Genomic DNA, 23,865 nt, shown 5'->3' with positions numbered 1-23,865 from the left:
GTGTCGATTGGCAGAGGAGGCTAAACCTCCACGCCCTCATGGCGCAGCAGCCAGCGCTTGCGCGTCAAGCCGCCGCCATATTTCACCAGCGCGCCGTTCGCGCCGATCAGGCGGTGACAGGGCAGCACGACGCTGATCGGATTGGCGCCATTGGCGTGGCCGACCGCGCGCGTCGCCTTGGGCGCCTGCAATCGGGCCGCCAGCGCGCCATAGCTCATGGTTTGGCCCGCTGGAATGCCCGGCAATGCCGACCAGACCTTGCGCTGAAACTCCGTTCCGGCCACGCGCCATGCCACCTCGGCCAGCCGATCGAGATCGCCATTGAAATAGGCCGTCAGGGCCGCCTTGATCGCGGCAGGCGCCTGCCGCTCGTTCAGCATCACCACGCCATAATGCCGCCGAAGCAGATCCATCATGCGCGGTGCATGATCGTCCCAGTCGAGGGCGCGCAGCACGCCGTCGTCATCGGTGACCAGCAGCGCTATACCGATCGGCGTCGCCAGTCGGTCGAGGCGGAACACCGTGGCCGGCTTTTGCGCCGGACTAATGCGTTCGGGCATGTCCGTTTCACCGCTCTCGGTTGATCGATTCCGAAGCTCTATGGCCGCTCCGAGCGTAGGCGTCGACCCGAAATCCGCATCCGCGGGCCGGCCGCCTCGTCTTGCATGGCGCCTTGGCTTCCTCCACAATCCTGGCAGCGATGGCGTCCAAAACAATCAGACCATCGCGCAAAACATCCAGGAGGAACATTGCCCATGAGATATGGTATGACGACACATGGCACGATGCGATCTGGCATCGTCCGTCTTGCCGGGGCCGCCGCGCTTGCGGCCACGCTTTCGGTCACATCCGCCTACGCCCAGAAGAAATACGATCCCGGCGCGTCCGACACCGAGATCAAGGTCGGCCAGACCGTGCCGTTCTCGGGCCCTGCCTCGGCCTATGCCTCGATCGGCAAGACCCAGGCCGCTTATTTCAACATGATCAACGAACAGGGCGGCATCAACGGCCGCAAGATCAAGCTGGTCCAGTATGACGACGCCTATTCGCCGCCGAAGGCGGTCGAGCAGGTCCGCAAGCTGGTCGAGGACGACGAGGTGCTGCTGACCTTCCAGATCATCGGCACGCCGTCGAACGCCGCCGTGCAGAAATATCTCAACGCCAAAAAGGTGCCGCAGCTGTTCGCGGCCACTGGCGCGACGAGGTTTACCGATCCGAAGAACTTCCCCTGGACCATGGGTTTCAACCCCAACTACTTCACCGAGGGGCGCATCTACGGCCAGTACATTCTCAAGGAACATCCGAACGCCAAGATCGGCGTGCTCTATCAGAACGACGATCTCGGCAAGGACTATCTGAACGGCCTCAAGGCCGGGCTGGGCGACAAGGCATCGAGCATGATCGTCGCCGAGGCGTCCTACGAGGTCTCCGATCCGACCATCGATTCGCAGATCCTGAAGATCAAGGCAGCCGGCGCCGACCTCGTGTTCTCGGCGGCGACGCCGAAGTAGGCGGCGCAGGCGATCAAGAAGATCGCCGAGCTCGACTGGAAGCCGACCCACATCGTGGATATCAACGCCACCTCGGTCGGCGCCGTGATGAAGCCGGCAGGGCTGGAGGCCTCCAAGGGCGTCATCTCGGTCAACTACGGCAAGGATCCGCTGGACCCGACTTGGAAGGACGATCCCGGCATGAAACGCTATTTCGCGTTCATGGCGAAGTACTATCCGGAAGGCGACAAGAACTCGAATTTCAACGTCTATGGCTACATGACCGCGCATCTCCTGGTGACCGTGCTGCAGATGTGCGGCGACAACCTGACCCGCGAGAACGTGATGAAGCAGGCCGCTTCGCTCAAGCACGTCACCGGCGATCTGTCGCTGCCGGGCATGGAGATCAACACGTCGCCGACCGACTATCGCGTCAACAAGCAGCTGCAGATGATGCGTTTCGACGGCGAGCGCTGGGAGCTGTTCGGCCCGATCCTGGAGGACCAGGGCGCCGCGGGCTGAGCTAACAAAGGCGAGCTGCCTTTCGTTACAGCGGCAGCTCGCCATATTCGCGGTTGGCGAGGCTCGCCTCCTCGAGGTCGAGGTCGCGCTCGATCCGGCGCCGGGTTTCGTCGGTGATCCTGCCGTCGCGCAGCAGGACATGGATGAATTGACGCTCTACGGCGATCAATTCGCGGGTCAGCTCGATGCCGAGCGCGGAGGAGTCCTGCTGATCGGGATCGAGCGATTGCGGCAGCTGGTTGACGCGGACCTCATGGCGCGCGCGCAACAGCCGCACCACCTCCTCGGACAGTTCGCGATCATTGGTCATCGTCTCCAGCGAGTGCAGCGCGGTCTCGAGCGCTTCGCGGCGTGCGGCGATCTCCTGCTCGTGCTCGGCTACATGCTCGGCGCGGCCGGCACGGGTCACGCCGAGCCAGTGGACCACGCGCGGCAGCGTGAGCCCGAGGCCGACCAGGGTGAAGAAGATCACCCCGAAGGAAACGAACAGGATGAGGTCGCGAAACGGGAAGGCGTCGTCGGTCGAGAGCGTCAGCGGCAGCGCCAGCGCCGCCGCCAGCGAGACCGTGCCGCGTACCCCGGTGAAGCCGAGGATGAACACCCACTGCCAGGGCGGCGAGGGGTCGCGTTGGCGCAGGCTTTTCGAAAACCAGCGCGGCAGATAGGTCGCGGGGAAGATCCAGGCGAACCGCGCCAGGATGACGATGCCGACCACCAGCGCCGTCACCAGAAGGATGTCATGCAGCGGAAAGGCCTTAGACCTCTCGTAGAGCAGCCGCATCTGGAAGCCGGTGAGCAGAAACAGCATGCCCTCGATCAGGTAGATCACGAGGTCCCAGAAGAAGACGCCCTGCAGCCGGGTCGCCGAGGGGATCAGGAGCGGCCCGTTCCAGCTCATATAAAGGCCGCAGGCGACGGTCGCGATCACGCCGGAGCCGCCGACATGTTCGGGGATCCAATAGGCGAGATAGGGCGTGAGCAGGGACAGCGTGATCTCGATCTGCGGGTCACGGCTATAATAGCGGGCGCGCAGCATCAGCCAGCCGACGCCGATGCCGAAGGCGATCTCGCCCACCACGATGAGGGCGAACTCGCCGGCGGCGACCGGCAGCGAGAACGTGCCGGTGGTGATCACGGCCACCGCGAAGCGATAGAGGATCAGCGCGGTGGCGTCGTTGGCCAGCCCTTCGCCCTCCAGCACCACCAGGATCCGCCGCGGCAGATGCAGCCGGCGGGCAATGGCGAGCGGCGCCACCACGTCGGGTGGCGCGACGATGGCCCCTAACAGGAAGCCGACGCTCCAGGGCAGGCCGATCAGGACGTGGGTTGCGGCTGCGACCGCGCAGGCGGTGAAGATCACGCAGCCGACCGCGAGCAGCACGATCGGGCGCAGGCTCAGCTTGAACTCGCGCCAGCTCATGGCGACGCTGGCCGAGTAGATCAGAGGCGGCAGCACCACCAGTAGCACCAGCTCCGGCGGCAGCGCGAACGCCGGCATGGTCGGCACGAAGGCCAGCGCGATGCCGGCCAGCATCAGCAGGATGGCCGGCGCAATACTCGCACGGCGCGCGAGCAGTGCGGTTCCGGCCAGCACGGCGAGCAGGATCAAAAACAGCTGAAAATGATCTTCCATGCGATCTGCGCGTCGGTGCCGACGCTCAGTCCCGCAGATCGTAGCGATAGGATTTGGAGACGATCTGCCAGCCATCCTTCAGCTTCATCGCCACCAGATAATCGGTGAAATAGCGCGGCGGGAGCTGGCAGCGGACCTTGATGAAGGCAGTGTTGTCATCCGAGCGGTCGATGGTGACGATGAAATCGTCCCGCGGCTTGCCTTCGGCCTGCGCCGAAGGCCGTTTGCGGACCCAGGCCAGCCAGTCGGCCATGGTCAGGATCTTCAGCTCGCCATTCTCCACGCAGCGCAGATCGGCGGTGGGATGGAAAATCGCGCCGAGCTTGTCGGCGTCGCCCGCATAGAGCGCGTCGAAATAGCCTTGGACCACGGCTTCGACACTGGATCGGTCAGGGTTCACGGCTCTCTCCTCGCTGCGGAACGATCAGCTTATTTTCAACGCAATAACGTGATTGGCAAGACGAACCAAGGCCACATCAGCGGCGACGAACAAGGATGCGGTTTGGCCTGGGAGCGAGGTGTGTGACCGCAATCACAGCCCAGCCGTTCCCAGCTCTGGTAGTCGGCTTCTGCAAGTCTCCCAGCATCATGGGCTCTCAGTCATGTTCCGGTCGCGATCCTTTCAAATCCCCCGCTTGCTGATTGCAGCGGTGTTGCTGCTTGCATGCCAGCCGGCCTTTGCCGAGAAGCGGGTGGCATTGGTCATCGCCAACTCGGCGTATCGGAATGTTCCGCCGCTGGCGAACCCCGTGAATGACGGCGCCGTCATGTCCAAGACCTTCAAGGCGGCCGGTTTCGACGTGGTCGACTTCCGGCGCGACCTGTCGGCAGGGGAGACGCGGCGGGCGCTGCGCGATTTCGCCGATGCCGCGCGGGATGCCGACATCGCCGTGGTGTATTACGCCGGCCACGGCATGGAGGTCGAAGGCGCCAATTACCTGATTCCGGTCGATGCGCGGCTTGAACGCGACACCGACGTTTATGACGAGACGCTGTCGCTGGACCGCATTCTGGTCGCCGTCGAGCCGGCCAAGAAACTGCGCCTGGTCATTCTCGATGCCTGTCGTGACAATCCGTTCGCGAGGACCATGGAGCGCACGGTTGCCGTGCGCGGCATCGGTCGCGGCCTTGCCAGGATCGAGCCGACCAGCCCAAACACCCTGGTCGCCTATTCGGCGAAGGCAGGATCGACGGCGCAGGACGGCGACGGCAGGAACAGTCCGTTCACGCTGGCGCTGTCGCGGCGTATCGGCACGCCGGGGCTCGATATCCGCAAGGCCTTCGGCTTCGTGCGCGACGAGGTGTTGAAGGCGACCGGCAATCGCCAGGAGCCGTTCGTCTATGGCTCGCTCGGCGGTGAGGATGTCGCACTGGTGCCGGCTGCCGCCCGAGTCCCGCAAGCGGCGGCCGCGCCGAATGCGCAATCGGGGATGCGCCGCGACTATGAGCTCGCGCTGCAGGTCGGCAACGAGGCGGCCTGGAACGCCTTTCTGGCGCAATATCCGGATGGCTTCTATGCGAGCCTCGCCAGGCTGCAGCTCGATAAGCTGACGGCGGAGGAGAACCACGTCGCACTGGCCGAGCAGGCCCGGGCGGCCGAAGTCGAGCGGGCGCGTCTCGTCGCCGAAGGCGCGGGCAAGGATGTGCTGGCCAGGGCTGAAGCCAAGGCGGCGGCCGAGGCGAAGGCGGCCGAGCAGGCGCGGATTGCAGCCGAGAAGGTCACGGAGGTCGCGCGGCAGCAGGCCGCGGAGGCGAACGGCAGGCCGCAGGACGAGCCGTCGAACCAGCAGCAAGCCTCGCTCATAGCGGTGACCACGACCGCGGCATCGGTCCCCGCCGCGGCTGCGGCCACCCAGCCGGAGAAAGCTCCGAGGCTGGCATCGCTGACCCCGGCCGCACCGCCGGCCGATCTCGCCAGAGCGGTGCAGGTCGAATTGCGCCGCGTCGGCTGCCTGGACGAGGATGCCAATGGGGACTGGGGCTCGGCCTCGCGGCGGTCGCTGTCGGCATTCAACCGCTATGCCGGTACCAAGCTCGATACGCAGACGGTCTCCGGCGATGCGCTCGATGTGATCAAGCGCAAGCAGGGGCGGGTGTGTCCGCTGGCTTGCCCGCATGGTTTCGAGGTCGACGTCGACCATTGCGACAGGATCGTCTGTGCTGCCGGCTCGTTCCTCAACGACGACAACGAATGCGAGAAGCGCAGCAAGAAGCCGGTCGCGAGCCGCAACGATCGCGACGACGAGCCGGCCCGCAAGCGGCTGCGGTCGGAGCGGCGATTGACGCTTCCCGAGGTCGGTGACGGCCGGCCGCTGTCGGGCTTTGCCAAGCCGCAGCTCCGGGCGGAGAAGCCGGGGCGCGCGTCAGGCCAGATCTATTGCGATGCCTATCTGTGCCGGCCGGTCCAGCGCGGCTGCCATCTCGACTATCAGGGCGGCGGCGGCCCGAGCCACAACGCCAGCGTGGAAGTGTGCAATTGAAGTAGACCGTGCCGCCGCTCGGCGCAGCTGTTGCGGCAGCGTCGGTTTTGGCCCTCTCCGATTCCGGGCGTGGGAGGCCGCACCCCGCCTCTTGAATCAGTTCGAGATCGCGCTTGCGGCGATGTTGACCATCAGCGCGACCAGCGCAGTGTTGTAGATGAACGAGATGATGCCGTGCACGGTCGCGGTGCGTCGGATCACCTTGTCGGTGATGCCGACATCGGACACCTGGGCGGTCATGCCGATCACGAAGGAGAAATAGACAAAATCCCAGTAGTCGGCGTGATCCTGCCTCTCGCCGCTCGGGAATTGCAGGCCGCCCGGTTTGCTGCCGCGATAATAGTCGTGCGCATAATGCAGGGCGAAGGTGGTGTGCACGATGGCCCAGGACAGCGCGACAGTGAGTGTCGCCAGCGTGAGCTCGACGGCGCCGCGCTTGGAAGCGCCGAGCTCGAACACGATCGCGACGATGCTGGCGAAGGCGCCGAGCGCCGTCACCATCAGGATCACGAAGCGGCCATCGTCCTGCTTGATGGCGTTGCGGCGGATGTGCTGATGCTCGCATTGCAGCATCATGAGCACCACCAGCATGAGATAGAGCGTGGCAAAGATGTCCCAGCAGAGCAGGAGCCGGGTCATCACTCGCCAGGCGCCGGGCAGCGCAAAGAACGAGAATATAGCGATGCCAAGCGCAATGAAGGTGCGCGGCCGCGCATAGACCACGCGCAGCGCCATCGGCAGCCTGGTGAAGTGGGCGAGCGCGGGGTCTTCCTTGTGCTCTGGCTGGATCGGCACCGCGCGGGCTCTAGTTCTTGCGCTCGGCCACGAAGCGCGCGGCGGCGCGCAGCACGTCGCCCTTGGCGCCGAAGATCGCGAGCGCCGCATCGCCGCGCGCGAGCAGGTCCCGCACGCGCTGCTTGGCACCGTCGATCCCGAGCTGGGTGACGAAGGTGGTCTTGCCGAGTTCGGCATCGGCGCCGGCCGGTTTGCCGAGCGTCGCCGCATCGCCCTCCACGTCGAGCAGGTCGTCGGCGATCTGGAAGGCCTCGCCAAGCGCGCGGCCGAAATCATCGAGCGCCTGATATTCCTGCGCCGAGGCCTGGCCGAGGAGGGCGCCCGCGATGCAGCCGAAGCGCAGCAGCGCGCCGGTCTTCATCTGCTGCAGGCGCGCCACGTCGACCGGCTCGCGATCGCCGAACCGGCCTTCGCCGGCAAGATCGAGGATCTGCCCGCCCGCCATGCCGCCGATCCCGGAGGCGCGTGCCAGGGCCCGGGTCAGGGCCAGCCGCACGCCGGCATCGGGATGGATCTCGTCGCGGGTGATGATGTCGAACGCGATCGTCAGAAGCGCATCGCCCGCGAGGATCGCGGTGGCATCGTCATAGGCCTTGTGCAGCGTCGGCCGCCCGCGCCGCAGGTCGGAATTGTCCATCGCCGGCAGATCGTCATGGATCAGCGAGTAGCAATGGATGCATTCGAGCGCGGCGCCTGCCATCAGCGCGCCCTGCCGCGGCACGCCGAACACCGCCGCGCTCTCGACCACCAGGAACGGACGCAGCCGCTTGCCGCCGCCGAGGCTTGAATAGCGCATGGCCTCGATCAGCCGCTTCGGCCGCACGATCTCGTCTTGCATCGGCGCGTCCGACAGCAATTCGCCCAGCAGGGCCTCGGTGTCTTCCGCGGTCTTGTCCAGGCGTTGGGTGAAGTCGGTCAGGGCCGTCGCGGTCATCAAGTAGTGCTCCAGAGGCAAAAAATTCGCCGGACAATCGTTGATGACGCCGACTTCGTCAATTGCGGGCGCGAGCGCGACACTTGGCCTCGATTGTCCGAAAAAGGCAGGAAATTTCATGGAGATATCGGATAATCGCGACGGACGACCATCCGATCATGCTCCACTAGCCCCGCGAAACCTCAATTTGCGCCCGCTCCGAACGCTCCTTGCCATGGTCCTGCTGGTGCTGCTCGTGCCTTACGGGCTGACGCCGTTCTATGCGACAGGACACCCGATGTCGGCTTTGATGCTGTGGCGCTCGGTGACCGGCAGGCCGGTCGAACGGCGCTGGATCGATCTGTCGGCGATGTCGCCCTACCTGCCGCGCGCGGTGGTTGCGGCGGAGGACGCTAAATTCTGCAGCCATCACGGTGTCGATTGGGGTGCGCTGCGCGAGGTCGTGGATGATGCCGAGGAGGGGGAAGTCACGCGCGGCGGCTCGACCATCACCCAGCAGCTGGCCAAGAACCTCTTCCTATGGCCAGGGCGCAGCTTCGTCCGCAAGGCGCTGGAACTGCCGCTGGCGCTCTGGATCGACGCCGTGCTGCCGAAGCGGCGAATCCTGGAACTGTATCTGAACGTCGCCGAACTCGGCCCGTCCGGCCAGTTCGGGGCCGAGGCCGCCGCAAACTATGCGTTCGGCCGGTCGGCAGCAGGTTTGGGGCCGCGCGAGGCGGCGCTATTGGCTTCGATCCTGCCCAACCCGGTCAAACGCAGCGCACGGAATCCGGGTCCGGGCGTACGCCGGCTCGCCATGACCTACATGGCGCGGGGGCAATCACCCGCGCTTCAGACCTGTTGGGGCGGGGGCCGATGAGCGCGAACGCGCGAATTTGCCCGAAATTGCCGTAAACGGCGCTAGCTTTACGGGACCTCATCCTCTATAAGCCCGGCCTTAATCGGCATCGGGGCTCGCCGGCGCTTGCGCTTGCGGCCGTCGCCACGCGACGATGTTCCGCTGATGCCATAAGAGATTACCCCTAGAGGATACGGATATGGCCGTCCCCAGAAGAAAAACGTCGCCGTCGCGACGCGGTATGCGTCGCTCGGCCGATGCGATCAAGAAGCCGACCTATGTCGAGGACAAGGATTCCGGCGAGCTGCGTCGTCCGCACCACCTGGATCTCAAGACCGGCATGTACAAGGGTCGCCAGGTCCTGAAGAAAAAGGACGCCTGATCGTCTGTGCCCATGCGGCGGGCTTGTCGCCCGCCGGAACGCGGCGCCGACGGGTTGAGCGCGGTCCCGTGCGAGTCCATTCGCCGGGACCTTTGCGCGTAAGGCATTCGCGGACGAGCCCGTCGTATTCCCGTCCCCGGTCCTTGGAAATGCGCAGGTGCTGATCCCTTGCGCGGTTGAAGGCGTCACCGATGTCCATGGTCGGTTTTCCGCTGCTGCTGATCCCGCTGGCGATCTACAACATGATCGCCTTCCTGATGCCGGGGGTCGGCTTCGGCGAGACGCTGATCCAGGTGCGGCTGGTTTCGGGCGAGACGTGGACGGTGTCGCTGGGCGACATCCTGCTTGCGCTCGGGGTGTTGCTGCTGTGGCTCGAAGTGATCAAGGCCGCCCGGCCTCACGGCAAATATCTCACGGATCATCTGCTCTCGCTGCTGGTCGCCGGCGGCGCTGCGGCCGAATTCGTGATGTGGCCGAAATTCGGTAATTCGACCTTCTTCCTGCTGGCGCTGCTGGCCATGGTGGACTTCTTCGCAGGCGTCGGCCTGCGCACGAAGCGCCGCCGCGCAGCGGCCGTGCTTGCAGCCGCGCCGGTGGTTCGGACTGAACCCGTCCTTGCGTCTGCGTCCAAGCCCGAACCGGCCAAGTCTGAGCCGGCCAAGGCTGAACCGGAGCCACAGGTCGCAGAATCGGCGGGTGCGGCGGATGTCCCTGGCTCGGTCGTCCCGGCACCGGCCGCTCATGCCGAGCCCGAGCCCGAGCCCGCACCGGCGCCGCCGGACATCGAGGTGCCGGCCGCGGCAGCCGTCGCCGAATCCGTGCTGATGGCTCATCCCGATCCGCGCATCGCCACCCCGGCTGCGACTGAACCGGCCCCGAACGCTGACGCGCCGGACCAGGCGAAAGAGCACGAGCAGGCGCCGGCCGCGCCGAAGCCCTGAAGCGGCGCCGGCGCTTACCTGAAAGGGATTGCCTAGATGACTTGCCGGGTCCGCCCGGCGGCGCTGACCGTGGGATGCTGATGCGTCGCATAGGCGGAGAGCGCGTCGGCCGTGGCGGCGCGGCGCAGATGGCGGGTCTGCGGGACCTGCTCGGCCGTAGCGATCAAATGGGTCACGAAACTGGCATCTGGCCTGACCGAGCGCCGCGGCGGAGATCGGAATTCCGGTCCATGGACGAGCGGAACCAGCGCGACGCTTTCGCGCGATTCGCCGTCCTGCCTAGCCGTCTCGTTCCGGTCGATCGTTAACATCGTCCAACCAAATCCGGCCTGACTGTTCTATTCTGGGGCGCCGGATCCTTTCCTCCCGAACTCTCGCAAGAGCAATGCCGCTCACGGAGTTATCGTTATTTCACGGGCGTTTGTTCCTTCGGCGCCTCCCTTTTTAGCTTACGCCTGCGGCACCGGGGCTTGCAAATGGCCTGTCGCAAGAAAATGTTCTCATTAACCAGATGTCCGTAGGCTGATTCGCAAGACCGCTGCGGCCATATGCGCCGCATGCCGGTCATCCGTAACCGATTGTGAGGCCGCGATCGCGACCGGCCGTGTCCCGAAACGAGGCGATCTTGACAGCCGATGTGCCGCAAACCTCGATGATTCTGGCTTCGGTCGGCCAGGCCGCCTTCGTGTGGGATATCGCCGCCGACGTGATCGTCTGGAGCGATCATGTCGGTGCGGTGTTTCCCGATATCGCGCTGCCGCAGCTGTCGCGCGGCGCCGATTTCGCCAAGCTGATCGAGCCGCAGCAAGCGATCCGCTCCGAGGTGTTGTTGCAGTCGCCGCCGCTGCACGGCGCCGGCGGCACACCCTACCGGATCGAATATGGTGTCCGCGCCCATACCGGCGCGCCGCTGCTCTGGGTCGAGGAGACCGGCTGCTGGTTCGCGGATGCCGACGGCCGTCCAGTCCGCGCGCAAGGCGTCGTCTGTATCAACAACGAGCGCCACGCCCGTGACGAGCAGCTCATCAAGCTCTCGCAGCACGATCCGCTCACCGGCGAGCTCAACCGCAGCCACCTGATCGCCACCTTGGCGGCGACGATCGAGGAGGCGCAGCGCTTCCGCTTTTCCTGCGCCTTCATGCTGGTCGGCGTCGATCATCTGGCGCGCCTCAACGACGCGTTCGGCTTCGATGTTGCGGACGGCGTGCTCCTGGAGGTCGCGCAACGGATTCGGGCCCGATTGCGCAGCGGCGATGTGCTGGGCCGTTTCTCCGGCAACAAGTTCGGGCTGATCCTCAAGAACTGCACCATGGACGACATGACGATCGCGGCCGAGCGATTTCTGGCCGCGGTGCGCGACGACGTGGTGCCCACCAAATCCGGCCCCGTCGCGGTGACCGTGACGATCGGCGCGGTCAGCGTGCCGCGTCACGCGCGCACCGCCGACGAGGCCATCAACCGCGCCCATGAGACTCTCGACGGCGCCAAGCGGCGTCGGGTCGGCTCATTCGCCGTGTGGCGGCCGAACGTCGAGCGCGACGCCCAGCGCAAGGTCAATATCCGCGTCACCGACCAGATCGTCACGGCGCTCAACGAGCGGCGCATCGTCACCGCTTTCGAGCCGGTGGTCGCGGCCGACACCCGCGAGTCGGCGTTCTATGAATGCCTGGTGCGGATGCGGCAGGACGACGGGCGGGTCCTGCACGCGCCCGACATCGTGCCGGTGGCCGAGCGCCTTGGGCTGATCCGTCTGGTCGATCACCGGGTGCTGGAGCTCGTCATCGCCGAACTCGCCGCCGCGCCCAACGTGCGGCTCAGCCTCAACATCTCCCCGGAGACCACCATGGACCCGGACTGGTGGGCTTCGATCGAATTTCTGATGCGTGCGCATCCGGGCGTTGCCGAACGGCTGGTGGTCGAGATCACCGAGACCGTCGAGATCCAGGACATCGACGATGTCAGAGGTTTCGTCACCCGACTGAAGGATCTCGGCAGCCGGATCGCGATCGATGATTTCGGCGCGGGCTACACCTCGTTCCGCAACCTGCGCAAGCTCGGTGTCGATATCGTCAAGATCGACGGCGCCTTCGTGCAGAACCTGGCGCGCTCCGCCGACGACCGCGCCTTCGTGCAGACGCTGGTCGATCTGGCGCGCCGGCTGCAGATCAAGACGGTTGCGGAATGGGTGCAGGACGAGGAGTCGGCCGCGCTCCTGCGCGAATGGGGCTGCGACTACATCCAGGGACGGCTGATCGGGCTCGCCTCGATCGCGTGCCCGTGGCGGTCCGCGGCTGGAGAAATCTTGCCCGCCGCGGGATGACCTCGATCGGCGGCATCGTTCCATGCCGGCGCATGCGCGCGCGATGCGGGACACATGCAGGGCAGCCCGTCGCGCGGGAGATTGCTGGTCGCCGCGCGGCGGCGCAGCCGCCCATAGCCCCAGGAGGCCTGGCCTCGGCCGGAAGCGACGCCGAGGCTATTCCTCCTGCTTCGGCGGCTCCTTCGACATGCGATCGAGGCGTTCCTGCATTTCCTTCATCTGCTGCCGCAGGTCGTCGATGTTGTCACCGCCGGCCGCCGGCTCGGCCGATTTCTCTTCCGTCCGTGCGGGAGCGAACGGCTTGAACATCGAGAAGGTCTGCTGGAACAGCTCCATGTTGCGGCGGACCTGCTCCTCGAGCGGCGCGAACGGCGTGCCTGAGAAGGTCTCGGCGATCTGCTTGCGAAACTTCTCCTGCTCCCGGGTCAGCGTGTCGATCGACTGCTCGAGATATTTCGGCACCACCATCTGCATGCTATCGCCATAGAACCGGATCAGCTGCCGCAGGAAGGTCGTGGGCAACAGATTCTGGCCGGCCTTGTTCTCCTGCTCGAAGATGATCTGAGCGAGCACCGAGCGGGTGATGTCGTCGCCGGTCTTGGCGTCGTAGACCAGGAAGTCCTCTCCCTCCTTCACCATCGCGGCGAGGTCTTCCAAGGTCACGTAAGTACTCGTCCCGGTATTATAGAGCCGCCGGTTCGCATATTTCTTGATCGTGGTGGGTTGGTCGGATTTCGCCATGGAAGCTCACACATTCAGACCGAGGACGGGAAACCCCGCGGTTACGCCGCAGGGCGACGAGCTACGCAATCGCACTAGCGTAATCACGTTCGAGAGAGTTCGGCTACGGTTTTGTGCGCGACGGTTAATTCCAAAGCACAAATTGTGCTTATGAAACGGACAGGCGCGCCAATTTGAATGCGCTGCAGCAGGAAACCGGCCTTTGTCTCATTGACATGCCGCAACGACGTTAACAGGATGCGCCCTAGAGATTGCGCATCCGCCAATCCGGGGTTTGCCGTCGTTCCCACCGGCACGCTGCAGCGCCCCGCTCCAATTTCATTTAGGTTTCAGAGACTCCCCGGTCCCCGAGCCTGGTCCCCAAGAGCAAAAGTCAGGAGATGCCCATGTCAGACGATGTCGTCATCGTCAGCGCCGCCCGCACCCCGGTTGCAAGCTTCAACGGCGCCTTCGCCAATCTGCCGGCTCATGAGCTCGGCGCGGTCGCGATCAAGGCGGCGCTTGAGCGTGCCGGCGTCGAGCCCGGTCGCGTTTCCGAAGTCATCTTGGGGCAAATCCTGACCGCGGCGCAGGGGCAGAACCCGGCCCGCCAAGCCTCGATCGCCGCCGGCATCCCGGTCGAGAGCCCCGCCTGGGGCGTCAACCAGCTCTGTGGCTCCGGCCTGCGCTCGGTGGCGCTGGGCTACCAGGCCTTGGTCAATGGCGATTCGGAGATCGTGGTGGCCGGCGGGCAGGAATCCATGAGCATGGCGACGCATGCGCAGCATCTGCGTGCTGGGGTCAAGATGGGCTCGCTCGAACTCGTCGACACCATGATCAAGGACGGGCTGTGGGATGCCTTCAACGGCTATCACATGGGCAACACCGCCGAGAACGTGGCGAAGCAATATCAGATCACCCGTGCGCAGCAGGACGAGTTTGCGGTGGCCTCCCAGAACAAGGCCGAGGCCGCACAGAAGGCCGGCAGGTTCAAGGACGAGATCGTCCCTGTGACGGTCAAGAGCCGCAAGGGCGACATCATCGTCGACACCGACGAATATCCGCGCCACGGCGCCACGCTCGAAGCGATGGCCAAGCTGCGCGCGGCCTTCGAGAAGGACGGTACGGTGACCGCGGGCAATGCCTCCGGCATCAATGACGGCGCTGCGGCCGTGGTGCTGATGACCGCGAAGCAGGCCGCGAAGGAAGGCAAGACCCCGCTCGGCCGCATCGTCTCCTGGGGCCAGGCCGGCGTCGATCCGAAGATCATGGGCACCGGCCCGATCCCGGCCTCGCGCACCGCGCTGAAGAAGGCCGGCTGGAACATCGCCGACCTCGATCTGATCGAGGCCAACGAGGCGTTCGCCGCGCAGGCCTGCGCGGTCAACAAGGATCTCGGCTGGGATCCGGCAAAGGTCAACGTGAATGGCGGCGCGATCGCGATCGGCCACCCGATCGGCGCTTCCGGCGCGCGCGTGCTGGTGACGCTGCTGCATGAGATGCAGAAGCGCGATGCGAAGAAGGGGCTCGCCACCTTGTGCATCGGCGGCGGCATGGGCATCGCGATGTGCATCGCGCGCGACTAAAAACCTCGCAGACTGCGCACGCGATCAGCTTCGCAGCTGCACGCATCCCAACAACGAAAACGCCCGGCGGCCTCGCCGGGCGTTTTGCTCTTGATGTCCGTCAAACGCGTCGCATAATCCGTCGATAAGAAGCCAAAGCGCTGCGATCCCCGGTCGATGACGAAATTTTTCTCAACGGCCATCATTCGGCAACGGCGTGAAGCGTGACAACGTCGTTGCAGATATGCATCTATAAGTTGTTGCGCTTGAGCGAGCACCAAGGGAAGGATTCGACATGGCACGGGTTGCGTTGGTGACGGGTGGAACGCGGGGCATCGGAGCGGCAATCTCCAAGGCGCTGAAAGCGGCCGGATACAGGGTCGCGGCCAATTATGGCGGCAACGATGCGGCTGCGGAGAAGTTCAAGAGCGAGACGGAGATCCCTGTCTATAAATGGGACGTCAGCTCGTTCGAGGCCTGCGCGGAGGGCATCAAGAAGGTCGAAGCCGATCTCGGCCCGATCGATATCCTGGTCAACAATGCCGGCATCACCCGCGACACCGCGTTCCACAAGATGAGCCTCGAGCAGTGGAGCGCCGTGATCAACACCAATCTCGGCTCGCTGTTCAACATGACACGCCAGGTGATCGAGGGCATGCGCGCGCGCAAGTTCGGCCGCATCATCAACATCTCCTCGATCAACGGCCAGAAGGGCCAGTTCGGCCAGGTGAACTATTCGGCCGCCAAGGCCGGCGACATCGGTTTCACCAAGGCGCTGGCCTTGGAGACGGCCAAGGCCGGCATCACCGTGAATGCGATCTGCCCCGGCTACATCAACACCGAGATGGTGCAGGCGGTGCCGAAGGACGTGCTGGAAAAGTCGGTCCTGCCGCTGATTCCGATCGGCCGCCTTGGGGAGCCCGAGGAGATCGCGCGCGCCGTCGTCTTCCTTGCCGCCGATGACGCCGCCGCCATCACCGGCTCGACGCTGACCATCAATGGCGGCCAGTACATGACCTGACGCCGAACGGCGTTGCGTAAGCGAACTGTCTGCTGCATATGATTCGCCCTGCCCGCGCTCGTCGCGGGCATCCGCGTCTTTGCGATCTCTGAGCAGCTCATGGGCGTGGATCGCCGAGGGGCGAAGGCGCGCGTCGCGCTCTCGCCCGGCCATGACGGAGCAATGTTGTCCATGTCCTCTCGTACCGCGACCCTGATCGGCCTCACCGCGATCCTGATGTGGTCGCTGCTTGCGGTGATGACCGTTGCGACCGGCACCGTCCCGGCGTTTCAGCTCGCCGCCATGACCTTTGCCATCGGCGGCGTGGTGGGCACGCTGACCTGGATCGGTCGGCATGGGGCGATGAAGGCGCTGCGGCAGCCGCCTGTCGCCTGGATCGTCGGCGTTGGCGGCCTGTTCGGCTACCATGCGCTGTACTTCCTGGCGCTGCGCTTTGCCCCTCCGGCGGAGGCCGGGCTGCTGAATTATCTTTGGCCGCTTCTGATCGTGCTGTTCTCCGCCTTCCTGCCCGGCGAACGGCTGGCGCCGTATCACGTCGTCGGCGCCGCACTCGGACTTGCCGGCACCGTGCTGCTGTTCGTCGGCAATGGCGCGAGCTTCGCGGCAGCCCAGGTCCCGGGTCTGCTGGCGGCCTTCATCGCCGCCTTCGTGTGGGCGACCTATTCGGTGCTGTCGCGCCGGCTGAAGTCGGTGCCGACCGATGCAGTCGCCGGCTTTTGTCTGGTGACGGCAGCGCTCGCGGCGACCATGCACGTCGCCTTTGAGACGACGGTCTGGCCGGCGACACTGACGCAGTGGCTCGCCGTGATCGGTCTCGGCGTCGGGCCGGTCGGGGCTGCGTTCTATGCCTGGGACATCGGCATGAAGCGCGGCGATATCCGCGTGCTCGGTGCGGCCTCCTACGCCACGCCTCTGCTCTCGACGGCGTTCCTGATCCTGGCGGGCTTTGCCCAGCCGAGCGCGAACATCGCGCTCGCTGCGTTCTTGATCGCCGGCGGCGGCCTGGTCGCGGCCAAGGACATGTTTCGACTCCGTCGTTAAGCCGCCGTGCTTCGTGGCCTGCGACGGCGGCGGAACGCGATCTCTTGCTCGTATCGTTGATCCCGGCTTAACGGCAGGCACTCAAGTGCCTTTCGAGTGGTAGCTTACAACCGATCGTCTGTTTTTCCCGCCAAGGCACCTAACTCCGCTTTTACCCGCGATCCGCAACCTCGTGATCTCGATGGTCGGTAGTTGAGACGGGGCGGGAAATATGCGGGACTTGAGAGGTGAGGTGGCTCGCGCGCGAGATCTGTTTCGCGTGCCCGCAGACAATCCGGAGCTCACGCGTGCCCAGTTCAAGGCATTCTCGAAGCAGGTGCCGCTGCTCTACTTCATCCTGATCACCAACAGCATTGCCCTCGCATCGACCTTCTTGCCGCTGGCGCCGACGTGGCTCACCATCAGCACGCCGGCGCTATTGAGCTCGGTGACTGGCTTCCGGATGATCTGGTGGCTGCGTCAGCGCAATGTCGTCTGCGATGACGCCGAAGTTCTGCGCAATCTCCGCTTCACCAATCGGATTGCCGGTCCGCTCGGCGCCTTGTTCGTCATCTGGTCGTTCGCGTTGTTTCCCTATGGCGATCCGTTCGCCAAAGGCCAGGTGGCGTTCTACATGGCGGTCACCGTCATCGGCATCATCTTCTGCCTGATGCATCTGCGCTCGGCGGCCCTGATCGTGACGCTGGTCGTGATCGGTCCCTTCGTCGTCTATTTCCTGGCGACCGGCGTGCCCGCCTTGCGGGCGATTGCGGTGAACCAGCTTCTGGTCTCCGGCGCCATGGTCACGGTGCTGTTCATCTACTACCGCGACTTTGCTGATCTCGTTGCCAGCCGCAAGTCGCTGCTCGCGCAGCAGGCGGCGACGCAGGCTCTGTCGGACGAGAATTTCCGGCTGGCCAATCTGGATTCCCTGACAGATCTGCCCAATCGCCGCCGCTTCTTCTCTGAGCTCGCGCGCTTCTTTGCCGAGGCCGAGCGCAACGGCACGACACTCGCCGTCGGCATCATCGACCTCGACGGCTTCAAGCCGATCAACGACACCTATGGGCACACCGTCGGCGACCGCGTCCTGATCGAGGCGGCGCGCCGTCTTGGCGAGGTCTGCAACAGCTACGGTCCCAAGGTTCATCTCGCCCGGCTCGGCGGCGACGAGTTCGGGCTGGTGGTCGGCGGCGATCCCACGGACGAGGATCTGCTTGCGCTGGGCCGCCAGATCACCGACCGCATCAAGCTGCCCTACCAGCTCGATACGGCGCATACGGGGTTGTCCTGCTCGACGGGCTTTGCGCTCTACCCGCGCTCGGCAACGGCCGCGGAGCCGCTGTATGAGTGTGCGGATTATGCGCTCTATCACGCCAAGCGTCATGCGCGTGGCGGCGCCATCATCTTCTCGAGCGAGCTCGAAGCCGAAATCCGCAGCCGCGGCGTGATCGAGCACATGTTGCGGACCGCCGATTTCGATGCCGAGATGCGGCTGGCGTTCCAGCCGATCAAGGACACCAGATGCCTGCGGACAAGGAGCCTTGAAGTTCTTGCGCGTTGGCACAACCCGAAGCTGGGGCTGGTGTCGCCGGCCGACTTCATTCCCGCCGCCGAGCGCACCGGCGTCATTCGCAGTTTGACCCGGATCCTTTTGGTCAAGGCACTGGCCGCGGCCGCGACCTGGCCGGAGGATATCCGCATCTCGTTCAACCTCTCGGCCCACGACATCTGCTCGCCGGAGGGCATCCTGCACCTGATTTCGGCGATCGAGGCGAGCGGCGTCTCGCCGAGCCGCATCGGGTTCGAAATCACGGAGACCGCGGTCACCTACGATTTCTCCCGTGCCGAGCACTCGATCGCCGCGCTCAAGGTGATGGGCTGCAGCATCTCGCTCGACGATTTCGGCACCGGCTATTCGTCGCTCAGCCACGTCCATCGCTTGCCGCTCGACAAGCTCAAGGTCGACCGCAGCTTCGTGGCCGATATCGACACCAATCCGGTCAGCCTTAAGATCATCAAGTCGCTGACGGGCCTGTGCGCCGACATGGAGATCGCCTGCATCGTCGAAGGCGTCGAAACCCAGGCGCAACTCGACAGCCTGCGCTGCCTCGGCTGCGATTTCGTTCAGGGCTACTATCTCGCCAAGCCGATGCCGGCCGACGCCGTTGCGGGCTTTCTCACCGAGGAACGACGGCGCTTCGCGCCGGCTGGGCAGAAGATCGCCGCGAGCCTCTGACGCCGGCTGACGGCGCGAACGCGTTCGGACGTTAGCCGCCCGGCTCCCAGCCCGGCGGCGCCAGCTCGAATGCCGAAAACTCGAAGCCGGGCGCGACGGAGCAGCCCACCAACGTCCAGTCGCCGGTCGTTTCGGCGGACTGCCAGGCATATGCCGGCACCACCGCTTGCGGGCGCTGGCCTGCGGCGAGCTCGAGGCCGAGCACGAGCGTCTGCGATGGCTGCTGCTCATCTTCGGCGATCCGCAACGTCAGCGGAGCGCCAGCATAGAAGTGCCAGACTTCGCCGGCATCGACCCGATGCCAATGCGAACGCTCGCCGCGCGCGAGCAGGAAGTAGATCAGGGTCGAAGCGGCACGCCCGCTCGTGTCGAGCTTGGAGTCGCGAAACGTCTCGCGAAAGTGCCCGCCCTCGGGATGTGGCTCGAGGGCGAGTTGCGCGATGATCTCTGCGGCGGTGAGGGCGTTCATGACCGGGACGAAGGCTCAGGACTTGTTCTTGCGCTCGCGCAATTCGCCGAACACCTCTTCTGCGCTGGCGCCCTTCATGCGCAGCTTGATCGCCACCGCCGGATCGTCGGCACGCAGGAACACATTGGCTTTCTTCTCGTCGCCAAGCAGCGCGGGAATGGTCGGCCGGCCCGCGGCGCGAAGCCGGGTCACCTCCTCGGCACGTGCCTGCAGCGCCGCATTGTCGGGCTCGACGGTGAGCGCGAACTTGACATTGGAGGCGGTGTACTCGTGACCGCAATAGAGCTTGAAGTCGTCTGGCAGGGCGCGCAGCTTGAGCAGCGAATCCCACATCATCGGATAGCTGCCTTCGAACACGCGACCGCAGCCGATCGAGAACAGCGTGTCGGCCGCGAACAGCGCCTTCTCCGTATCGAACACGTAAGCGACGTGATCCAGCGTGTGGCCGGGCGTTTCCAGCACGCGCGCGAGCAACTCGCCGACCCTGACGACGTCGCCATGGGCGACGCGCTGGTCGACATTGGCGATCTTCGTCGATCTATCGTGCGGAGCGACCACGCGGCAGCCATAGGCCTCCTTGAGCTCAGCGACGCCGCCGACATGATCATGATGGTGGTGGGTGATCAGGATGTCGGTCAGCCGCCAGCCTTGGGCGTTCAGCTCGCGGATGATCGGCGCCGCATCCGGCGCGTCGACCGAGGCCGTGGCGCCGGTTGCGGGATCATGGATCAGATAGCCGAAATTGTCTGACAGGCAGGTAAAGACGCGGATCTCGGCGGCCATGATGTCTCCATCGGCGGGCAGGCGCGGCATTCTGGTCTGGTGCCACCCGCGTCGGCGAGAGATATGGCGTTAACGCTTCCGGCGCAACGCAATCTTCCGCGGGCAGAGATGGCTCGCGACGTGGTAGATTAGGCGCATGGACGTGATCGACCTCCGCGACTTCTACTCGCAGCACCTCGGCATCGTGGCGCGGCGTTTGATCAATCGCGGCATCAGGGAACGTTGGCCGAGCGCAAAAGGCCAGCGCGTGCTCGGCATCGGCTACCCGACCCCGTATCTCGGTCTGTTCCGGGAGGATTCCGAGCGCTGCATCGCCTTCATGCCGGCGGCCCAGGGCGTGTTGAAATGGCCCACCGCGCGGCCGACGCTCGCCTCGCTGGTCGATGAATATGCGCTGCCGCTGCCGGATGCAGCGGTCGACCGCATTCTGCTCGTCCACGCGCTCGAGATGTCCGACGATCCCGCCGGGCTCTTGCGCGAAGTGTGGCGGGTGATGGCGCCGTCCGGGCGCATGATCATCGTGATCCCGAACCGGCGCGGCATTTGGACGCGCACCGACAGGACGCCCTTCGGCCATGGCCGGCCTTATTCGCGGTCGCAGATCACGGAGTTGCTGCGGCAGACCTGGTTCACCCCGACCGCCTGGAGCGAGGCGCTGTTCATGCCGCCGGTGACCGCAAGCTGGTTCTTGCGCTCGGCGTTGGCATGGGAGCGGGGTGGGGCGGCGCTGTCGCTGCCCTTCGCCGGCGTGCTGATCATCGAGGCCACCAAGCAGGTCTATCGTGTCATTCCGGCGCGCCGGCAGCGCATCCGGCTGATCCCGAGGCTCGAGCCGGTGCTGGTGCCGTCAGCGCCCGCGAACGGCCGAAGCGGACGCGGGTAGCCGCCCGCAAGGCAGCGCTAATTCGCCGTAACGTTGGAGAACAGGTTCATCACCACCACGCCGGCAATGATGAAACCCATGCCGATCAGGGCCGGTGTATCCAGTCTTTGCCCGTGGGACAGCCACGCGAACAGCGAGATCAGGATGATCCCCGCCCCCGACCAGATAGCGTAGGCGATCCCGGTCGGGATGGTCTTGAGGCTGAGTGACAGACAGTAGAACGCGACCGCATAGCCCGCCAATGTGAGTGCGCTCCAGAGCGGCCGGCTGAAGCCCTCCGCCTGTTTCAGGGCGGTCGTGGCCAGGACCTCGGCCAGAATCGCGATCGCGAGCAGCAGATACGTCATGCGTCCAGCGCTAGCATGCGGACGTGACTTCGTGCTGACAGGGCCGAAGGCCGGCTTTGCTGAGCCTTCGTCTGCAACAAAGAAGTCAGCAACAAAAAAAGGCGGGCGGACACGTCGTCCGCCCGCCTTTGCAAAGCGCTGCCCGGACTATTCGCCGGGGTTGAAATCTTCGCTCGGCGCAGGGGCCGGAGCGGCGGCCGTCTCCGCGGGGCGCGGGGCATGCGGGCGGCGGCGCCGGCGCGGGTAGCGCTCGCCGCCTTCGAAGGGGGTCGGCGCGTTCGAGATCTGCGGCTGCGGGCCGGTGATGAAGGATGGCAGCCGGTCAACGCCGCTGTCGGCGATCACGGGCTGGGGTTGCGGCTGCGGTTGATATTGCGGCTGCGGACGCTCGCGAAACTCCCGGGGTTCCCGGTGTTCCCTGGGCTCGCGATGCTCCCTCGGCTCGCGCTGTTCGCGCGGTTCACGGTGCTCGCGATGTTCCCGCGGTTCACGATGCTCGCGCTGTTCCCGCGGCTGCTGCTGGTCGCGCTGATGGGGCTGGTTGTCGCGCGGCTCGCGATCGCGCTGACCGCCGTCGCGGTCACGCATGAAGGGTTGCTGCTGGGGGGCCGGAGCGAAGCCCGGCTCCTGGCCGAAGCTCGAGAAGCCGTCGCCCTCGTCGTCGAGATCGTCCACCGTCAGGTCTTCGGTGTGGCGCGGCTGCGGCTGGTTCTGGCGGAGCTGCTCCTGGGCCGCGGCGATCAGGCGGAAATAATGCTCGGCGTGCTGATAGTAATTCTCGGCCGCCACCGGATCACCGGAGGAGCGGGCGTCGCGGGCAAGCTGAACGTATTTCTCCGCCACGTGGGAGGCCGTGCCGCGGATCTTGATGTCCGGCCCGTTGGACTCGAACACACGGGTCAGCGGGTTCTGGCCGCGCCGGTTATTATTATTGTTGTTATTCCGGTTGCGCATCCGCTTGTTGTTTTGACCGTTTCTCATGTCCTGCCTTTATTCCAACCCTGTGTTAGGAGCACTGAACTGCCACCGTGAATTGTCACCGTGATGCAAATACCATCCTGCGCGGTCCGCGCGTGCCAGCCGCGGACCTGCGTTGCAATCCGACTCATGTCGTGATCGATAACTGTGATCGGAAGCCGAATTGTTCGACCAGCGATCATCTCGACCGATGTCTCGACAATGCGCGTTCAACACGCGTTCCCCACCCGCCAGCGGCTGTGCCGGCGAACCATGTCATTCAGCCTGCGAACCCAGCCCGAGCTGCGGCAGACCCCGTTTTCTTTGCGTAAGACGTCAAGCGCAAAATCAGGCTTTCGTTCGCTTTGCAATCGCGAGCAGCACAGCCTTTTTCACGGCTACCGTGCTCAACCGACCTGCGTTTTGGAACCTATTGCCCGGCGCGGCTCGCCTAGTGAATCCGTGGCGGTGGTCAATCGATACCGCTCTACGGGGGCCTGCGCCGATGCTCTGAACGGAACGTAGTCGCTCCGAGGCGATATTCCAAGAGGTTTTTGCTGGTTAATTCGCGCTTGTCAGGGCTTTTTTCGGCCGATCACGGCCCTGGGAATTCCGGCCAGATCGGCTCGTGTGGCAGGAAAATCAACCTGCAAGCCCGCCTTTGTCATCAAGCCTTCAACATCCCCGCTTTGGCCCTGGCCGACCTCGACCACCAGAGCTCCTCCCGGCCGTAGCAGGCCAGCCGCCTGGGGGATCAAGGCACGATAGGCGTCAAGTCCGTCGACGCCGCCGTCGAGCGCACGGAGCGGATCATGCGCGCGCACTTCGATCGCAAGCCCGGCGATGTCACCGGCGCGGATGTAGGGCGGATTCGACACGATCAGGTCGAACCATCCCGACAGCGCCGAGGCGTAGGAGCAGGCGACAAAGCCCGCACGATCGGCGAGACCTAGTCTCACCGCGTTGTCTCGTGCCGTCAGCAGCGCATCCAGGCTGAGGTCGGTGCCGATGCCGATGGCGTTCGGCAGCTCCGAGAGCAGTGCAAGCAGGATCGCGCCCGAACCGGTGCCGAGATCGGCGACGCAAAGCCGGCGATTTTTTCTGTCGCTGCCTAGCGCTTCCAGCGCCAGCTCGACCACGGTTTCGGTGTCCGGCCGCGGCACCAGCGTTTCGGCAGAAAGCCGAAGCGGTAGGCCCCAGAATTCCTTTGTGCCGAGGATGCGCGCGACCGGCTCGCCGCCCAATCGGCGCTGGGCGAGCCGTTCGATTCGCGCAGCTTCATCTGCGGTGAGCTGCCGCTGCCCGTGGCTGACCAAGCCCGTGAGATCGAGGTTCAGCGCCGCACCGACCAGCAATCGCGCATCGAGCTCGGGCGAGTCCAGCCCGGCGCCGGCGAAGCGCGCCGCGAGCGCGCGGCGGGCGGTGTCGATGGTGACGGGGGGCGCTCTGTCGCTCACGAGAGGGCCTGAGCTCTTGCAAAGTTTTCGACGTCGTCCCCGCGAAAGCGGGGACCCATACGCCGCGAC

General features: G+C 65.2%; 22 protein-coding genes and 1 pseudogene. 11 read left to right on the top strand and 12 right to left on the bottom strand.

Going from position 1 to position 23,865, the window contains the following annotated elements; all coding sequences use genetic code 11:
• Positions 1-20 precede the first annotated feature (20 nt).
• Positions 21-560: a methylated-DNA--[protein]-cysteine S-methyltransferase gene (locus tag QX034_RS11400; protein WP_315702480.1), complete on the bottom strand. Its 540-nt coding sequence runs from the start codon at positions 558-560 to the stop codon at positions 21-23.
• Between the two features lie 225 nt (positions 561-785).
• On the opposite strand from QX034_RS11400, the pseudogene QX034_RS11395 reads away from it, so the two are divergent.
• Positions 786-2,012: pseudogene (locus QX034_RS11395) on the top strand (ABC transporter substrate-binding protein).
• Positions 2,013-2,037: 25 nt separating this feature from the next.
• On the opposite strand, the gene QX034_RS11390 reads toward QX034_RS11395, so the two are convergent.
• Positions 2,038-3,645: a Na+/H+ antiporter gene (locus QX034_RS11390; protein ID WP_315744543.1), complete on the bottom strand. Its 1,608-nt coding sequence runs from the start codon at positions 3,643-3,645 to the stop codon at positions 2,038-2,040.
• A gap of 25 nt (positions 3,646-3,670) precedes the next feature.
• The gene (locus tag QX034_RS11385) at positions 3,671-4,045 is read right to left on the bottom strand and encodes a nuclear transport factor 2 family protein (protein WP_315702482.1); all 375 of its coding nucleotides are present in this window, start codon (positions 4,043-4,045) and stop codon (positions 3,671-3,673) included.
• A 202-nt stretch (positions 4,046-4,247) separates the two neighbouring features.
• Here QX034_RS11385 and QX034_RS11380 point away from each other — a divergent pair, with 202 nt between their 5' ends.
• Entirely contained in the window at positions 4,248-6,125 is a 1,878-nt protein-coding gene (locus QX034_RS11380; RefSeq protein ID WP_316190621.1) for a caspase domain-containing protein, read from the top strand.
• A gap of 96 nt (positions 6,126-6,221) precedes the next feature.
• Here the strand turns inward: QX034_RS11380 and QX034_RS11375 are convergent, their stop codons facing one another.
• Entirely contained in the window at positions 6,222-6,860 is a 639-nt protein-coding gene (locus tag QX034_RS11375; RefSeq protein ID WP_409977478.1) for a DUF1345 domain-containing protein, read from the bottom strand.
• Positions 6,861-6,930: 70 nt separating this feature from the next.
• Positions 6,931-7,854, bottom strand: a complete 924-nt coding sequence (locus QX034_RS11370; protein WP_315702484.1) for a farnesyl diphosphate synthase — start codon at positions 7,852-7,854, stop codon at positions 6,931-6,933.
• 118 nt (positions 7,855-7,972) lie between these two features.
• On the opposite strand from QX034_RS11370, the gene mtgA reads away from it, so the two are divergent.
• From mtgA to QX034_RS11355, 3 genes are all read left to right on the top strand, one after another.
• Positions 7,973-8,713, top strand: coding sequence for a monofunctional biosynthetic peptidoglycan transglycosylase (mtgA, locus tag QX034_RS11365; RefSeq protein WP_409998243.1), 741 nt, complete (start codon positions 7,973-7,975; stop codon positions 8,711-8,713).
• A 178-nt stretch (positions 8,714-8,891) separates the two neighbouring features.
• A complete protein-coding gene (gene rpmF / locus QX034_RS11360) occupies positions 8,892-9,074 on the top strand; it encodes a 50S ribosomal protein L32 (protein ID WP_006610266.1) in 183 nt (60 codons plus the stop codon).
• A gap of 191 nt (positions 9,075-9,265) precedes the next feature.
• Positions 9,266-10,015 carry a hypothetical protein gene (locus tag QX034_RS11355; protein ID WP_315702485.1) on the top strand — a complete coding sequence of 250 codons (750 nt, stop codon included), beginning with the start codon at positions 9,266-9,268 and terminating at the stop codon, positions 10,013-10,015.
• Between the two features lie 32 nt (positions 10,016-10,047).
• On the opposite strand, the gene QX034_RS11350 is transcribed toward QX034_RS11355, so the two are convergent.
• Positions 10,048-10,191, bottom strand: coding sequence for a hypothetical protein (locus QX034_RS11350; protein ID WP_315702486.1), 144 nt, complete (start codon positions 10,189-10,191; stop codon positions 10,048-10,050).
• Positions 10,192-10,640: 449 nt separating this feature from the next.
• On the opposite strand from QX034_RS11350, the gene QX034_RS11345 reads away from it, so the two are divergent.
• Positions 10,641-12,335, top strand: a complete 1,695-nt coding sequence (locus QX034_RS11345) for an EAL domain-containing protein (protein WP_409977466.1) — start codon at positions 10,641-10,643, stop codon at positions 12,333-12,335.
• A 156-nt stretch (positions 12,336-12,491) separates the two neighbouring features.
• Here the strand turns inward: QX034_RS11345 and phaR are convergent, their stop codons facing one another.
• Positions 12,492-13,076, bottom strand: a complete 585-nt coding sequence (gene phaR / locus QX034_RS11340) for a polyhydroxyalkanoate synthesis repressor PhaR (RefSeq protein WP_315702487.1) — start codon at positions 13,074-13,076, stop codon at positions 12,492-12,494.
• Positions 13,077-13,462: 386 nt separating this feature from the next.
• On the opposite strand from phaR, the gene QX034_RS11335 reads away from it, so the two are divergent.
• The 4 genes from QX034_RS11335 (at position 13,463) to QX034_RS11320 (ending at position 18,900) form a co-directional block, all read left to right on the top strand.
• Positions 13,463-14,641, top strand: coding sequence for an acetyl-CoA C-acetyltransferase (locus QX034_RS11335; RefSeq protein ID WP_315702488.1), 1,179 nt, complete (start codon positions 13,463-13,465; stop codon positions 14,639-14,641).
• Positions 14,642-14,915: 274 nt separating this feature from the next.
• On the top strand, positions 14,916-15,641 hold the full coding sequence (gene phbB, locus QX034_RS11330) for an acetoacetyl-CoA reductase (RefSeq protein ID WP_315702489.1): 726 nt from the start codon (positions 14,916-14,918) through the stop codon (positions 15,639-15,641).
• A 171-nt stretch (positions 15,642-15,812) separates the two neighbouring features.
• A complete protein-coding gene (locus QX034_RS11325) occupies positions 15,813-16,682 on the top strand; it encodes a DMT family transporter (protein WP_315702490.1) in 870 nt (289 codons plus the stop codon).
• A 211-nt stretch (positions 16,683-16,893) separates the two neighbouring features.
• Complete coding sequence (locus QX034_RS11320; RefSeq protein ID WP_315702491.1) at positions 16,894-18,900, top strand: putative bifunctional diguanylate cyclase/phosphodiesterase; 2,007 nt, start codon at positions 16,894-16,896, stop codon at positions 18,898-18,900.
• 31 nt (positions 18,901-18,931) lie between these two features.
• Here QX034_RS11320 and QX034_RS11315 read toward each other — a convergent pair whose 3' ends face one another.
• Both QX034_RS11315 and gloB read right to left on the bottom strand, forming a co-directional pair.
• A complete protein-coding gene (locus QX034_RS11315) occupies positions 18,932-19,369 on the bottom strand; it encodes a cupin domain-containing protein (protein ID WP_315702492.1) in 438 nt (145 codons plus the stop codon).
• A gap of 15 nt (positions 19,370-19,384) precedes the next feature.
• A complete protein-coding gene (gene gloB / locus QX034_RS11310; protein ID WP_315702493.1) occupies positions 19,385-20,152 on the bottom strand; it encodes a hydroxyacylglutathione hydrolase in 768 nt (255 codons plus the stop codon).
• A 136-nt stretch (positions 20,153-20,288) separates the two neighbouring features.
• On the opposite strand from gloB, the gene QX034_RS11305 reads away from it, so the two are divergent.
• Positions 20,289-21,035: a class I SAM-dependent methyltransferase gene (locus tag QX034_RS11305; protein WP_315702494.1), complete on the top strand. Its 747-nt coding sequence runs from the start codon at positions 20,289-20,291 to the stop codon at positions 21,033-21,035.
• 17 nt (positions 21,036-21,052) lie between these two features.
• Here QX034_RS11305 and QX034_RS11300 read toward each other — a convergent pair whose 3' ends face one another.
• From QX034_RS11300 to prmC, 3 genes are all read right to left on the bottom strand, one after another.
• Positions 21,053-21,382, bottom strand: coding sequence for a DMT family transporter (locus QX034_RS11300; protein WP_315702495.1), 330 nt, complete (start codon positions 21,380-21,382; stop codon positions 21,053-21,055).
• A 147-nt stretch (positions 21,383-21,529) separates the two neighbouring features.
• Positions 21,530-22,363 carry a DUF4167 domain-containing protein gene (locus QX034_RS11295; protein ID WP_315702496.1) on the bottom strand — a complete coding sequence of 278 codons (834 nt, stop codon included), beginning with the start codon at positions 22,361-22,363 and terminating at the stop codon, positions 21,530-21,532.
• Between the two features lie 551 nt (positions 22,364-22,914).
• Positions 22,915-23,796 carry a peptide chain release factor N(5)-glutamine methyltransferase gene (gene prmC / locus QX034_RS11290; RefSeq protein ID WP_315702497.1) on the bottom strand — a complete coding sequence of 294 codons (882 nt, stop codon included), beginning with the start codon at positions 23,794-23,796 and terminating at the stop codon, positions 22,915-22,917.
• Positions 23,797-23,865 lie beyond the last annotated feature (69 nt).

It is taken from the genome of Bradyrhizobium sp. SZCCHNR3119 (genome assembly GCF_032487775.1).
Lineage (GTDB): Bacteria > Pseudomonadota > Alphaproteobacteria > Rhizobiales > Xanthobacteraceae > Bradyrhizobium.
The sequence above is the reverse complement of the archived record's forward strand: the minus strand, read 5'-3'. Positions and strand labels throughout refer to the sequence as shown.

Bases quoted from the DNA above. Each gene is read 5' to 3' on its own strand.
- QX034_RS11295 (WP_315702496.1), bottom strand. From the start codon at position 22,363: ATGAGAAACGGTCAAAACAACAAGCGGATGCGCAACCGGAATAACAAC.
- QX034_RS11380 (WP_316190621.1), top strand. From the start codon at position 4,248: ATGTTCCGGTCGCGATCCTTTCAAATCCCCCGCTTGCTGATTGCAGCG.
- QX034_RS11375 (WP_409977478.1), bottom strand. From the start codon at position 6,860: ATGGCGCTGCGCGTGGTCTATGCGCGGCCGCGCACCTTCATTGCGCTT.
- rpmF (WP_006610266.1), top strand. From the start codon at position 8,892: ATGGCCGTCCCCAGAAGAAAAACGTCGCCGTCGCGACGCGGTATGCGT.
- mtgA (WP_409998243.1), top strand. From the start codon at position 7,973: ATGGAGATATCGGATAATCGCGACGGACGACCATCCGATCATGCTCCA.
- QX034_RS11315 (WP_315702492.1), bottom strand. From the start codon at position 19,369: ATGAACGCCCTCACCGCCGCAGAGATCATCGCGCAACTCGCCCTCGAG.
- QX034_RS11320 (WP_315702491.1), top strand. From the start codon at position 16,894: ATGCGGGACTTGAGAGGTGAGGTGGCTCGCGCGCGAGATCTGTTTCGC.
- QX034_RS11300 (WP_315702495.1), bottom strand. From the start codon at position 21,382: ATGACGTATCTGCTGCTCGCGATCGCGATTCTGGCCGAGGTCCTGGCC.
- QX034_RS11335 (WP_315702488.1), top strand. From the start codon at position 13,463: ATGTCAGACGATGTCGTCATCGTCAGCGCCGCCCGCACCCCGGTTGCA.
- phaR (WP_315702487.1), bottom strand. From the start codon at position 13,076: ATGGCGAAATCCGACCAACCCACCACGATCAAGAAATATGCGAACCGG.
- gloB (WP_315702493.1), bottom strand. From the start codon at position 20,152: ATGGCCGCCGAGATCCGCGTCTTTACCTGCCTGTCAGACAATTTCGGC.
- QX034_RS11390 (WP_315744543.1), bottom strand. From the start codon at position 3,645: ATGGAAGATCATTTTCAGCTGTTTTTGATCCTGCTCGCCGTGCTGGCC.
- QX034_RS11370 (WP_315702484.1), bottom strand. From the start codon at position 7,854: ATGACCGCGACGGCCCTGACCGACTTCACCCAACGCCTGGACAAGACC.
- QX034_RS11325 (WP_315702490.1), top strand. From the start codon at position 15,813: ATGTCCTCTCGTACCGCGACCCTGATCGGCCTCACCGCGATCCTGATG.
- QX034_RS11400 (WP_315702480.1), bottom strand. From the start codon at position 560: ATGCCCGAACGCATTAGTCCGGCGCAAAAGCCGGCCACGGTGTTCCGC.
- QX034_RS11355 (WP_315702485.1), top strand. From the start codon at position 9,266: ATGTCCATGGTCGGTTTTCCGCTGCTGCTGATCCCGCTGGCGATCTAC.
- phbB (WP_315702489.1), top strand. From the start codon at position 14,916: ATGGCACGGGTTGCGTTGGTGACGGGTGGAACGCGGGGCATCGGAGCG.
- QX034_RS11305 (WP_315702494.1), top strand. From the start codon at position 20,289: ATGGACGTGATCGACCTCCGCGACTTCTACTCGCAGCACCTCGGCATC.